The organism is Shewanella sp. BJSY2023SW001 (assembly GCF_047314685.1).
GTDB lineage: Bacteria > Pseudomonadota > Gammaproteobacteria > Enterobacterales > Shewanellaceae > Shewanella > Shewanella indica.
The window spans coordinates 137,100-149,302 of the sequence record NZ_JBKORF010000080.1; the positions used below are offsets into that span (position 1 = coordinate 137,100).

11 protein-coding genes are annotated in these 12,203 nt (G+C 54.6%); 6 read left to right on the plus strand and 5 right to left on the minus strand.

Features of this window, described 5'->3' with window-relative positions; all coding sequences use genetic code 11:
• Positions 1 to 2 precede the first annotated feature (2 nt).
• Entirely contained in the window at positions 3 to 1,307 is a 1,305-nt protein-coding gene (gene surA / locus ACMHXH_RS18225; protein ID WP_039033157.1) for a peptidylprolyl isomerase SurA, read from the minus strand.
• 114 nt (positions 1,308 to 1,421) lie between these two features.
• Positions 1,422 to 3,734, minus strand: a complete 2,313-nt coding sequence (lptD, locus tag ACMHXH_RS18230) for an LPS assembly protein LptD (RefSeq protein WP_039033158.1) — start codon at positions 3,732 to 3,734, stop codon at positions 1,422 to 1,424.
• A gap of 160 nt (positions 3,735 to 3,894) precedes the next feature.
• Between lptD and ACMHXH_RS18235 the strand changes: the two genes are divergently transcribed.
• The 5 genes from ACMHXH_RS18235 (at position 3,895) to ACMHXH_RS18255 (ending at position 8,142) form a co-directional block, all read left to right on the plus strand.
• Positions 3,895 to 4,953, plus strand: a complete 1,059-nt coding sequence (locus tag ACMHXH_RS18235; protein WP_071475821.1) for an aminoglycoside phosphotransferase family protein — start codon at positions 3,895 to 3,897, stop codon at positions 4,951 to 4,953.
• Positions 4,950 to 5,633 (plus strand): N-acetylmuramate alpha-1-phosphate uridylyltransferase MurU, encoded by a 684-nt coding sequence (gene murU, locus ACMHXH_RS18240; RefSeq protein ID WP_335911824.1) that lies wholly within the window; start codon positions 4,950 to 4,952, stop codon positions 5,631 to 5,633. Before ACMHXH_RS18235 ends, murU begins: the two co-directional genes overlap by 4 nt.
• 86 nt (positions 5,634 to 5,719) lie before the next feature.
• Entirely contained in the window at positions 5,720 to 6,493 is a 774-nt protein-coding gene (djlA, locus tag ACMHXH_RS18245; protein ID WP_039033160.1) for a co-chaperone DjlA, read from the plus strand.
• Between the two features lie 58 nt (positions 6,494 to 6,551).
• Complete coding sequence (locus ACMHXH_RS18250) at positions 6,552 to 7,166, plus strand: outer membrane beta-barrel protein (RefSeq protein WP_335911822.1); 615 nt, start codon at positions 6,552 to 6,554, stop codon at positions 7,164 to 7,166.
• Positions 7,167 to 7,188: 22 nt separating this feature from the next.
• A complete protein-coding gene (locus ACMHXH_RS18255) occupies positions 7,189 to 8,142 on the plus strand; it encodes a D-2-hydroxyacid dehydrogenase (RefSeq protein ID WP_335911819.1) in 954 nt (317 codons plus the stop codon).
• 1 nt (position 8,143) lies between these two features.
• Here the strand turns inward: ACMHXH_RS18255 and ACMHXH_RS18260 are convergent, their stop codons facing one another.
• Entirely contained in the window at positions 8,144 to 8,701 is a 558-nt protein-coding gene (locus tag ACMHXH_RS18260) for a class IV adenylate cyclase (RefSeq protein WP_039033163.1), read from the minus strand.
• Positions 8,702 to 8,712: 11 nt separating this feature from the next.
• Positions 8,713 to 9,888 carry a formate-dependent phosphoribosylglycinamide formyltransferase gene (gene purT, locus ACMHXH_RS18265; protein ID WP_039033164.1) on the minus strand — a complete coding sequence of 392 codons (1,176 nt, stop codon included), beginning with the start codon at positions 9,886 to 9,888 and terminating at the stop codon, positions 8,713 to 8,715.
• Positions 9,889 to 10,072: 184 nt separating this feature from the next.
• Between purT and ACMHXH_RS18270 the strand changes: the two genes are divergently transcribed.
• The gene (locus tag ACMHXH_RS18270) at positions 10,073 to 11,539 is read left to right on the plus strand and encodes an AAA family ATPase (protein ID WP_335911815.1); all 1,467 of its coding nucleotides are present in this window, start codon (positions 10,073 to 10,075) and stop codon (positions 11,537 to 11,539) included.
• Here the strand turns inward: ACMHXH_RS18270 and ACMHXH_RS18275 are convergent.
• Positions 11,530 to 12,057 (minus strand): DUF4136 domain-containing protein, encoded by a 528-nt coding sequence (locus ACMHXH_RS18275; RefSeq protein ID WP_071475826.1) that lies wholly within the window; start codon positions 12,055 to 12,057, stop codon positions 11,530 to 11,532. The two genes, ACMHXH_RS18270 and ACMHXH_RS18275, sit on opposite strands and share 10 nt — an antisense overlap.
• Positions 12,058 to 12,203 lie beyond the last annotated feature (146 nt).

Consider the following 12,203-nt stretch of genomic DNA (forward strand, 5'->3'; position numbering starts at 1 on the left):
ACTTAACCTCTGTCAGTTTCTGGGTCGAAGAGTTCAATGTATGCGTCGGCCCGCATTTCGTCCAGCCAGTTTTGTAACTCTTCGTTGAATTTGCGGCGGAAGATCAACTGATGCGCACGGTTGGTATTGAACTGATCCGTGGCATCGGTTTTGCGTCTCTCTTCCAGCTGAGTGATGTGCCAGCCGTGGGTTGAACGGAAGGGCTCACTGATTTCACCTTGCTTCAGGCTGTTGAGTGTTTGGGCAAACTCGGGCACATAAATGCTTGGGGCAGCCCATCCCAGCTCACCGCCTTTGGTGGCGCTGCCGGGATCTTCCGAATACTGGCGCGCCAGATCTTCAAACTTGGCTTCACCGCTGCGGATCTGTTTGAGGAACTGCTGCAACATCGCTTTAGCTCTATCTTCAGACAGAATTGGTGATGGCTTGAGCAGAATATGGCGGGCTCTGACTTCCTCAACTTCCTGAGTCTGTAGGCCGCGGGCGTCCATAATTTTGATGATATGGAAACCGGCACCACTCTTAATGGGGCCTATGATGTCGCCTGTTTTGGCATCAGCAATGACTTCGGCAAACAGGGTTGGCATCTCATTGATGTTCATGTAGTCCCAGATACCACCTTCCAGCGCTTTGGGGCCTGCGGAGGAAGCAATGGCTGTTTCACGGAAGTTTGCGCCGGATTTCAGACGTTCCAATACGGTATTGGCACGTTTACTGGCCGCTTCCAATTGCTCTGAGCTGGGGTTGGAAGGCACTTCGATCAGTATGTGGCCAACCTGATATTCGACGTCTTTCAGGCCCTGTTCCTTGATCAGTTTCACCAGGCTGTTGATCTCCTGGGGTGAAACCTGGATTCGGCGTTGTACTTGAATGCGCTGGATTTCACCCAGAGTCACTTCTTCACGCAGTTGCTCGCGGTATTGACTGAAGCTGTTGCCATCGGCTTCAATTTCGGCACGCATCTGGGCGACCGTCATGTTCTGTTGCTTGGCGATATTCTCTATTGTTTGGTCCAGCTGCAGATCCCCGATATGCAGGCCGATACGGTCGGCCATCTGCAGTTGCAGACGGGTCAGGATCAAACGCTCAATAACCTGGGTGCGCAGTGCCTGATCTGAAGGCAGGCTTTGGCCGGCGGCCTTGGCGTTGGCCTTGACTGTGTCGACCATGTTCTGGACTTCACTTTCCAGCACTATGCCGTCGTTGATTTGCACCGCAACGCGATCCAGCAGTTGTGGTGCCGCCAGGGAAGCCTGGCTCATGACTAGAGCAAAAAATCCAAAAATCAGTTTCTTACAGGGTTTCATCCACAAAATCCTTGCCACATTTTCGTTTCGTTGGCCGCCGATGGCAGCGGCCCGGGTTGTCCAGATTGGACTCTCTGTCCTGTCCGAGGTTCAGCAATCTACCACAAATCTTGATTAATTCCTTAGATAAAGTGGTTTGCGGTAGTTGAACAGACCTTCATCCAACATGTCGTTGACCCCCAGAGGACCTGAGCCACCGAGACCTTTGATTACAAAGTTGAGGTAGACGCCGGTTTCGAACATTTCGCGCTCGTTGGGGGCGGCAGTCCTGAGGTCGTCCTCATAGTTGGTCTTGATACGGTAGTGGTAGCTCAAACGCACTGCCCAGCAGCATGACTCGTACTGGAAGCCGGTATAGCTTTCCACCGAGCGTTCCTCTTTAAGGTCGTAATACCAGTTACCGACAAAATAGAGTTCATCGGTAATAGGCCAGGTAGTACGGAAACCAGCCTGGGAGATATCCACTCTGTCGTTGGTGTTACTGTTGAGCAGATCCGGCACATAACGATAGCTGAACTGTAGCAGCTTGTTGGGGCCGGGGCGGTAGTCCAGAGATGCTTCGCTCTTCTTGTTGGAGCTGTTACGGGTATCGTATTGAATAGCACCACTGACAAACCAGTCTTTGTAGACTCGGGCATCCAGCTCAGCGGCCAGTACCGAAGTTGATGGTTGCTCCGTGAGGTCATCTTCATAGAGGCTGACCTTGCTGTCATCGAAATAGATGATCTGGCCCAGGCTGAACTTCAGTTGTTCCAGGTTACGCTCATCAAACAGGCGGGTGGTCAGACCCAGGGTTAACTGGTTGGCATCGGCGATGCGGTCCAGCCCCGAAAAGCGGCGGTCGCGGAACAGGCCGAAATAGTCCTGTTGCAGTTCACCCGTGTCATAAAGACCGATTTTGGACTGGTCTTCATAGCCGACATACAGATACTGGAATTGAGGTTCCAATGTCTGGCGATAGTTCTGGTTAAAGTAGTCGGTATAGCGCTCGAAGTTTATCTGACCGTGAATTCTCACCTGAGGCAAGGTACGGCTTATACTACTCTCCTGCTCGGACTGCTGAATATTGTGCTGCCAGTAGTTGGTTTGCATCAGCTTGACTTCACTGGTCAGTGAGCCTGCCGGGCCGTGAATAGGCAGAAGGATACTGGGCTCCATATGTACCCGTGTTGCCGTGGTGTAGATATCTTCTTTGTGACGGAAGTTGGTTATCTCTGAGGCGAAGTTGAAATCCAAGCCTTGCCACATTCCCGGAGTGCGGTAGTTGAAGTTCAGCTGCGGCATCACCTGATAGGGCCGTTCTTCCTTGCCCAATACTTTGATGTCCTGCACTCTGGCACTGAAGTCCCAGTTGTCGGTGAAATAGGCGATTTCACCAACCCGGGACAACTGGTTGTCCGTGGCACGATTGACATCAGAGTTGAGATCGTTGAAGTAGTTGTTGTCCGAGACATCGGTATAGTTGGCTAACACCCGCCAGTTTTCATCCAGAGCGTCGCTGTGTTCCCAGTGATACATATAGCGGTTGGGGCTGCCATCAAGCATGTTATCGCTGCCCAGGTATTCCAGGTTGAACTGGCCTGTAGGCGTTTGTCGATTACCTGCATCACCCAACAAATAGCGGAATTCTGTCTTGGTAAACAAGCCCCGCGACGACATATAGTGTGGGGTGAAGGTCAGATCGTACTCGGGGGCTATGTTCCAATAAAACGGCGCGGCAAATTCCACCCCGTTGGTGGTGCTGGAACTGAAACTGGGGAACAGGAAACCTGTCTTGCGTTTCTCCGAAACCGGCACTGTCATGTAAGGAATATAGAATACCGGCACCCCGCCTATTCTGAGTTTGGCGTCCCAGATTTCCCCCCACTCTTCTTTGCTGTCGATTTTGATCTTCTCGGCTTCCAGCAGCCAGGAGACATTATCCGGTGGGCAAGTGGTGAAGTTGGTGTTGTTCAGGATCAGGTTGTTGTTTTGGGTAATTTCCAGTTTCTGGGCATCCCCGTGAACCTGCTGACCGTGAAGCCAGTACTGTGCCCCTTCAAGGGTAGCGTTATTGGAACGCATCTGCGCCATCAGCGAGTCGGCGGTCACGGTAAACAGCGGGTCTTGAAACACCAGATTGCCCTGAGCGGTTAACTGCTGCTCCTGCTGGTTGACCGTGGCTCTTTCAGCGGAAATTCTGCGCCCGGCCTGAGAAAAGGTCACATTGCCTTCAAAGCTGGCCTCGAGCCCCAATTGTGCCGAAGAAGCATCCGAATGGATCTGTATTTTTTGATCGGCCAAAGGGCCGCTGCTTTCCCCAACCTGATGGTAGGGAACCGGAGGCAAGATAACACATTGAGCGTTGTTGCCGCCCTCCTGAGAAAGGGGTTCAGCCAGCGTCAGGGGGGGTAAAAGGCTCAGTGCCAGAAAATATCGGATCTGCATCTTAGGTCAATTATTTAGATTTCTTTGTCTGGACAAGTATTCGGAGGGAAAAGTTGCATCCTGCCTCGGGCAACGCAGCCATAAAAAACTCTGTATTTATTGGCTGTTTCCTGTTTTTTACCTCGGTATAATAAAGCAATTTTTCGTCAAGAGCCATGAGATGACCTTGTCTGACCCCAGATTTCTTTCCATGTCGTGCTGGTTGCAGCAACTTTTCGGTAAGCCCTTGCAAGCCAAGCTGATTTCCGGTGACGCCAGCTTCCGGCGTTATTTTCGCCTCAATGTGGATGGTCGTGATTACATAGTCACAGACTCTCCGCCCAACTTATTGGATAACAAACCCTTTATTGCTTTGGCACGGGCATATCATCAAGCGGGTATCCGAGTGCCCAAGGTGCTTGAGTTCAATGAGGCGGAGGGCTTTATCCTGCAGCAGGATCTTGGCGATAACTTGTTGTTGCCTGAGTTGACTGAAACCAATGTGAGTGCTTGGTATCTCAAGGCGCTGGCGATTTTGCCGGATATCGCGGCGGTGCGGGAAAGTGAGCTTGGTCCCTTGTCCGACTATGATGCGGCCTTTGTCGAGCGCGAGCTGGCGATTTTCAGCGAATGGCTACTGGAAAAACACTGGCAAGTCTCCCTGACAGCCGCTGAGCATACTATGTTGGCCGAAAGCTTTGCTATTCTGACGGCGAGCGCGCTTGCGCAACCCCAAGTCGGTATGCACAGGGATTTTCACAGCCGTAATCTGATGCTTAAAGAAGGTAAGCTTTGGGTAATAGATTTTCAGGATGCCGTATTGGGACCTGTGACCTATGATGCAGTCTCGCTGCTGAGAGATTGCTATATACGTTGGCCGGATGCGATAGTCGAGCCGCTGCTCAAAGCCTTCTTTGAACAGTGTCGCGAGCTGGGGTTGGTTGGCAAAGATGTTGATTATGCCACCTTCAGTCGCTGGTTCGATCTTATGGGAGTGCAGCGACACCTGAAGGCGGCGGGTATCTTTGCCCGCTTGCACCACAGAGATGGCAAGTCAGGTTATCTCAAGGATATACCGCTTACACTCGGCTATGTGGCAGATATCTGTGAGCGTTATCCTCAGTTGCAGGCGCTTTCCTCCTGGGTAAGACTGAAGTTATTGCCGCTGACTCAGCAACAGGCTCAAACCCAGTCTCAATTACAGTCCAGACCACAAGCAGAGGCACAGGAGCAAAAATGAAGGCGATGATTCTGGCTGCCGGTCGAGGGGAGCGTCTGCGCCCTTTGACCGATAAGCTACCTAAACCCCTGGTGCCCGTGGCCGGTAAGCCCTTGATTGAGTATCACATTGAACGTTTGGCCGCCATGGGCGTGACAGAATTGGTGATCAACTGCGCTTGGCAGGCAGACAAACTGATTGAACACCTGGGAGACGGCAGCCGTTTTGGCGTGACGATTCATTACAGCCGTGAGATTGAAGCGCTGGAAACCGGCGGAGGGATCAAGAAAGCCCTGCCACTGCTGGGTAATGCACCTTTTTTGGTGATTAACGGCGATGTGTTTATCGATGCCATGCCTGAGCTGCCCAATTTGGCTGCCGATACTCTGGCGCACCTGTTTCTGGTGGATAACCCGGCGCAGCATCCCGAGGGAGACTTCGCCTTGCTGCCGCAAACATTCGGCTATTCGCGGGTCAGTGACAGGGGCGCGCCCAGGTACACTTTCTCCGGGGTGGGAATATATCGCCCCGAATTATTCGATGGGGTAGCAGAGACACATTTTGCCTTGGCGCCGCTGCTGCGGCAAAAGATGGCGCAGGGGCTTATCAGCGGCAGTCATTTCACCGGTTATTGGTGTGATGTCGGCACACTGGACAGGTTGCAACAGCTGGAGCTGAGGCAGGCCAAAGGGGCTGTTTAACCACGACCCCGCAAGCAGACACAAGATAAGACAGTTCAAGATTGAATATTGGCCCGGCCAAGGGCGGGCACACTATGGGATAACAGATGCGTATTTGGGGTAAATTTTTCGGCGGTGTCATCGGCTTTATGTTCGGGCGTTTCTTCGGTGCCTTACTGGGGATCTGGCTTGGACATCTATATGACAAGCGGATGGCAGCTGCTCAGGGGGAAAGTGCCGGCAGTCGGCAGGCTGAGTTTTTCAACACCACTTTTGCCGTTATGGGGCATATCGCCAAGGCTTCTGGACGGGTGACTGAAAATGATATCCGCATGGCCACCAGTCTGATGGATATGTTGCGCCTCAGCGGCGCGGCGCGAAAAGATGCCCAGCAGGCGTTTCGCGAGGGCAAGGAGCCGGACTTTGAACTGGAAGCCAGCCTGCGCCGTTTTCGGCGCATCACCTTTGGTCGCCGGGAAGTACAGCAGATGTTTCTGGAAATTCAAATCCAGACAGCCCTGTCTGACGGTGAGCTGCAGGACAAGGAATATGCAATACTGCAGGTGATTGCCAGAGAGCTGGGATTCAGCAGCTTTCAGCTCGATGAGCTGCTCAAGCGTTGGCAGGCAGAGTTTCGCTTTCAGCAAGCGCCCGGCGATCATAGACCATCGGTTGCCGATGCCTATGAAGTCTTGGGGCTTTCAGAGTCTGCCAGCGATCAGGATGTCAAACGCGCCTATCGTAAATTGATGAATGAACATCATCCGGATAAATTGGTAGCCAAGGGCTTACCGGAAGAGATGATGGAGTTGGCCAAGCGTAAGGCTCAGGATATTCAGGCGGCTTACGACAGGGTCAAGAGCAGTAGAGGAATGCGCTGAGCCTAGCCCTTGGGGGGCGGCTCATACTGTTAAAGAGGGTTCACCCAAGGAGAGCGCCATGAAACTTGCTTATTCAATTCCCTTGCTTTTGGCCCTGAGCGGTCAGGCTCAGGCCGAAGTGTTTGTTGCGCCGTTCGGCGGTTACAGCTTTGGCGGCAATGATCTGGACTATAGGTCCAGCGAAAGCGCAGTTAATGACAACAATAGTGCGGATATTACCGAGGCCGGTCATTTTGGCTTTATGTTGGGGCTGACGACGTCAGATCCGGGTGACATGTATCTGCTTTACTCCCATCAGGGCACTGAGCTCAGTGGCAATGGTTTTCCGGGCGCTGACAAGCTGATGGACCTCAGCGTTGATTATCTGCATCTGGGGGGCACGCTCTATTTCCCTAAAGGCAAGCTGCGGCCCTATGTCACCGCCAGTGCCGGTTTGACGCAACTGCGTCCCGAGTATGGCAGTAATGAGACCCGTTTTTCCATGGGACTTGGGCTGGGGCTGGATTACCAACTGCTGGAGCAGCTATCCCTGTTTGCCGATGTGCGCGGTTATGCGACCCTGATAAACAGTGACAGCAGCCTGTTTTGCGATGCCAATCAGTGCTTATGGCATATCAAGGGCGATACCCTGTGGCAGGGACAGGTCAATCTGGGGTTAAGATACCGTTTCTGAGTGGGGTAACAAAGAGGTGAGTATGAGCTTAAAAATAGTAGTTCTGGATGGCTTTTGTCTCAATCCCGGCGATCTCGATTGGTCGCCACTCAAGGCGCTTGGGGAGCTTAGCGTCTATGACAGAACTCCGGCTGAGCTTGTGCAGCAACGCGCCCAAGGCGCCGATATTCTGCTCACCAACAAGACAGTGCTCGGGGCGCAGCAACTGGCGGCGCTGCCCGGGCTCAAGTACGTAGGCATTCTTGCCACGGGCACCAATGTGGTCGACTTACAGGCCGCCGGCGACCTTGGCATCACAGTCACCAATGTGCCTGGCTATGGTCCGGATGCGGTGGCGCAGATGGTTTTTGCCCATCTCTTGTATCACACCCAACAAGTGGCGCAGCACCACCAGGCTGTGGCGGCGGGGGCCTGGAGCCAGTGCGCCGACTTCTGTTTTACGCTGTCACCGCTGATGTCACTCACGGGCAAGGTGATGGGAATAGTCGGTTATGGTGATATAGGCTCGCGAGTGGCGAATATTGCCAGGGCGCTGGGGATGCGGGTGCTGCTGCATACCCGAACTGAGCGCCATGACCTGGCCGAAGGCATCAACTGGGCGCCACTGGAGCAGCTGTATCGTGAAGCCGATGTGATCTCGCTGCACTGCCCGCTGACCGCGGCGACCGAGAAGATGATCAATCAAGACTCGCTACAGCTGTTAAAGCCCGGGGTGATTTTGATCAATACCGCCCGTGGTGGGCTGGTGGATGAAATTGCGCTTGCCACAGCACTCAATCAGGGCAAGTTGCGGGCCGGAGTGGATGTGCTCTCCAGTGAGCCTCCAATGCCAGACAACCCCTTACTCAATGCCAAAGGAGTCAGCATAAGTCCGCACAATGCCTGGGCGACAATAGAAGCCAGGCAGAAGCTGTTGGATATTGCCGTGGACAACCTGCGCGCCTTTATTGGCGGAGACTCAGTTAACCAGGTTTAACTCAATAAGGTATAGTGCGGCACAGTTGCCGATAGGAGCAGGGCTCCAACATGGCTTGGGTCAGCCCGAACCGGGCCGCCAGTTGCCAAAGCTCGCTGCGAAGCTGCTCCAGCTTATCGCTATCGTCGGTCATGATCGCCAGCTCGGCAAAATCGCCGAGCCCCGCCAGGCTGTCCAGCGTCATATGCCACTTGCCGATAAAGTAGATGCTGCGGCGTTTTTGCAGCCGCTGCACCGGCACATAGCCCATGGCGCTGAGCATGCTGCGGGCCCTGGCGGCATCCGAGATATTGACCGCCTCACAGCAATCCGCTCCCGGGCCCTTGAGGATCCACAGCAGATTGTTGGATGGCTGCATCTCCCGGATGCACAGAGACTTGTCCGCCGCGGCCAGTTGACCATCCGGGGTATCGAAGTAGCAGTCGTCCTCCTGATTATCGGCAAACATGCACTCATGCTCCATGGCATTGAGGCGCTCAAGCAGTTGTTGTTTGCTGCAAGATTCATTCAGACGGAACTTGAGTTCCACTTCATACTTACCCTGAAAATGCTGGCTCATGGCGGCTTCTTTTAAAAAATTACTTCTACTTTGGCGGCGCTGCGTAGCGCCTTGTCTATGGCACTTTGGATATCCAGATCCCTTGCCAGGGCAACTCCCAGACGGCGGCGACCATGGATCTCCGGCTTGCCGAACAGTCGCAGCTGGGTGTCGGCTTCGCTCAGCGCTGCTGCAAGGCCCGTGTAGCGCAGGTTGTTTGAGTCGCCTTCTTTGAGCACCACAGCCGAAGCGCTGGGGCCGTGCTGGCGGATATTGGCGATCGGCAATCCAAGAATGGCACGCACGTGCAGGGCAAACTCGGACAGATCCTGGCTTATCAGGGTCACCATGCCGGTGTCGTGGGGCCGGGGCGAGACTTCAGAGAAGTAGACTTCATCGCCCTTGATAAAGAGTTCTACCCCAAACAAACCATGGCCGCCGAGCGCCTCAACCACTTTGGCGCCTATCTGTTGCGCCTTTTCCAGGGCCACTTGGCTCATGGCCTGTGGCTGCCAGGATTCGCGGTAGTCACCGTCTTCCTGCCTGTGGCCTATAGGCGCACAGAAATGAATGCCGTTGACTGCACTTATGGTGAGCAGGGTGATTTCGTAGTCGAAAGGCACAAAGCCTTCGACTATCACCCGGCCTTGCCCGGCGCGGCCACCTTGCTGAGCATACTCCCAGGCCGCGGCTATCTGAGCTTGTTCGCGGATCACGCTCTGGCCCTTGCCCGATGAGCTCATCACAGGCTTGACCACGCAGGGCAAACCTATTTTGGCCACCGCCTGATTGAATTCTGCTTCAGTGTCACAAAAGACGTAGGGCGAGGTGGGGATCCCCAACGTCTCTGCCGCCAGACGGCGAATGCCTTCTCTGTCCATGGTCAACTGGGTGGCTCTGGCGGTGGGTACCACCTTCAGGCCTTCGGCCTCCATTTGCGCCAGCGTCGCTGTGGCTATGGCTTCGATTTCCGGAATGACCAGATGGGGTTTTTCCAGCTCGATGACGGCGCGCAGCGCCTCGGGATCGAGCATGTTGACCACATGAAAACGATGGCTGACCTGCATGGCAGGGGCATTGGGGTAGCGGTCGACGCCGATGACTTCGACGCCCAGGCGCTGCAGTTCAATCGCAACTTCTTTGCCCAGTTCGCCGCAGCCGAGCAGCATGGCGCGCACGGCGCCTTGGCTAAGGGGAGTGCCTAACATAGTGTGGGTACCTTTGGTTATTGTAGCTGCCTGTGGCAGCGGATTTTTTTGCTAGTTTACCCTTTGGTAATCGACTTGGGCGGAAGGCTTGATAAATTGTGCGCTGGATCACTGCTTGCGTTGCTGTGGCGAATGTTGGAATGTTGTTATTCTTAAGTCCGTTATTATCGTGCGGGAAGCCAGAATGCAGGATGTCAAAGACTTAACCGGGGTGCTCAGGGGCGGTACGCCCTTGGTGATAATTGAAACGTATGAGGAGCCCAGGGTATTGGAACTGCTCAAACGAGTGGCCGGTGTGCTGATGCGGCCCCTGTATGGCTGGAGTGTTACCCAGGGGCTCAAGCGGCTGGACAGGGAAGTTGGGGTGCAGAAATTCAATGCCGAACCGACCGATATTCTGGCGCACATCAAGGCCAGCCAGCAGCAGGGGATCTATGTGCTTTGTGACTTTCACCCTTATGTGGTTGAGGCGCCGCGTAACGTGAGAATGATCAAGGAGATTGCCCTTGAGCACGAAACCTTGCAGCACACCCTGGTGATGGTCAGCCACGCTTTTGATGTGCCCCCTGAGCTTAGCCGTTACTGCGCTCATTTCTCCCTTTCCATGCCAGGGCAGGCCCAGTTGGAAAACCTCATCATAGAGGAAGCGCGCCTGGCCCGAGCCAAAGGGGCCTTGAATCGTCTCGATGAAGCCGTGATCCCACTGCTTGCCGGTAATCTTCGCGGTCTGAGCCATGCCGATGCACGCCGTCTTGCCCGTAAGGCCATCTGGGATGATGGCGCCTTGTGTCACTCGGATATTCCCGTGGTCAACAAGGCCAAGTTTGCGCTTTTGGATATGGAAGGTGTGCTGCAATTTGAGTACGACACCTGTGACTTTGCCGATGTCGCCGGGCTTTCCAGACTCAAGGAGTGGCTGAGCCACAGGCGCCTTGGCAGCGATGCGCAAGCATTCGATAAGCCCAAGGGCGTGATGCTGCTCGGGGTGCAGGGCAGCGGCAAGAGCCTGGCGGCCAAGGCGGTGGCCGGTATCTGGCAGCGGCCATTGCTGCGCCTGGATATGGCTGGACTCTACAATAAGTACATAGGCGAGACGGAGCGTAACCTCAAGAAAGCGCTGGAGATGGCGGAATTGATGGCGCCCTGCGTACTCTGGATAGATGAAATTGAAAAGGGGCTGGGCAGCAGTAACAGCGATGAAGGCACCTCGAAGCGGATCCTCGGCACCCTGCTGACCTGGATGGCAGAGCGCAAGTCCGAAGTCTTTATGGTGGCGACCGCCAATGATATCAGCGCGCTGCCTCCCGAGCTGCTGCGTAAGGGACGCCTGGATGAGATATTTTTTGTCGACCTGCCGGACAGCTCCACCCGGGAGGAGATCTTCCGCATTCACTGCCGTAAGCGCAATATCGATCCGGCCGCGCTGGAATTGGCGAGTCTGGCAAGCGCCAGTGAAGGTTTCTCCGGCGCCGAGATAGAGCAGGCGGTTATTTCCGCCCGTTATGCTGCGAGGGCTGCGGGGCAGGAGGCCAATCAGGCCTGGCTGCTCGATGCCCTGAGTCGGACCCGCCCCTTATCTGTGGTGATGGCCGAAAAGCTCAACGCTTTGCGTCAATGGGCCAACGGCCGCACTGTGATGGCTCACGGTTGAGGCGGAAACTGGCTCAGGATCCGCATCACGGTTTCCCGAGTTGCCTCTGCCTTACCTTCACCGCCATCGCTGAAGCTGAACTGATCGCTGCCGCGCCAGATGAGGCGGTTGCTACTCGCTTCTATGATATCGATTTGTATGGTTTGGAGTTTGGCATCGGCGCCCAAGGGCACACCCACACTGGTGCCCACGCCAATGCCGCCGCCAGAGCCCCAGGTGCCGCTGCCAAGGCCGATGGAGAGGCCTGAGTCTTTCGGCTTATCTGTAGTGCGAAAGGCAAAGGAAACCTTGAAGTCCGCTGACTCAGTGACTTCAGTAAATTGTTTGCTTTTCAGCGTGTCGACAATCGCTTGATTGATCCGCTCGGCGCTCAGGGGGTCATCACTGCTGGAAATCGGCAGGGGGGTGAACTTTTGTAGCTTGGCGAAGCTGTATCCTGGGTCGTAGTCCTGTTTCGGCTGCTGGGCGCAGGCCGTCAGCAGCAGGGGTAACAGCAGCAAAAGTGTCCTGAATGTCATCGCTTGTCCTCCGTGAAAGGATATACCTTACCCTGTGACTTTGTGCCAAAGCGGCCGTTAGTGCAAGAAGCGGATAAAAAATCGCCTTTTTAAGAATGAGATGATATACCTAAGGTTTACCCATCAGATAGAGCCTGCATTTACGC

Coding starts and splice junctions, on each gene's coding strand:
- murU (WP_335911824.1), top strand. CDS start 4,950: ATGAAGGCGATGATTCTGGCTGCCGGTCGAGGGGAGCGTCTGCGCCCT.
- purT (WP_039033164.1), bottom strand. CDS start 9,888: ATGTTAGGCACTCCCCTTAGCCAAGGCGCCGTGCGCGCCATGCTGCTC.
- ACMHXH_RS18275 (WP_071475826.1), bottom strand. CDS start 12,057: ATGACATTCAGGACACTTTTGCTGCTGTTACCCCTGCTGCTGACGGCC.
- ACMHXH_RS18255 (WP_335911819.1), top strand. CDS start 7,189: ATGAGCTTAAAAATAGTAGTTCTGGATGGCTTTTGTCTCAATCCCGGC.
- ACMHXH_RS18270 (WP_335911815.1), top strand. CDS start 10,073: ATGCAGGATGTCAAAGACTTAACCGGGGTGCTCAGGGGCGGTACGCCC.
- ACMHXH_RS18260 (WP_039033163.1), bottom strand. CDS start 8,701: ATGAGCCAGCATTTTCAGGGTAAGTATGAAGTGGAACTCAAGTTCCGT.
- surA (WP_039033157.1), bottom strand. CDS start 1,307: ATGAAACCCTGTAAGAAACTGATTTTTGGATTTTTTGCTCTAGTCATG.
- djlA (WP_039033160.1), top strand. CDS start 5,720: ATGCGTATTTGGGGTAAATTTTTCGGCGGTGTCATCGGCTTTATGTTC.
- lptD (WP_039033158.1), bottom strand. CDS start 3,734: ATGCAGATCCGATATTTTCTGGCACTGAGCCTTTTACCCCCCCTGACG.
- ACMHXH_RS18250 (WP_335911822.1), top strand. CDS start 6,552: ATGAAACTTGCTTATTCAATTCCCTTGCTTTTGGCCCTGAGCGGTCAG.
- ACMHXH_RS18235 (WP_071475821.1), top strand. CDS start 3,895: ATGACCTTGTCTGACCCCAGATTTCTTTCCATGTCGTGCTGGTTGCAG.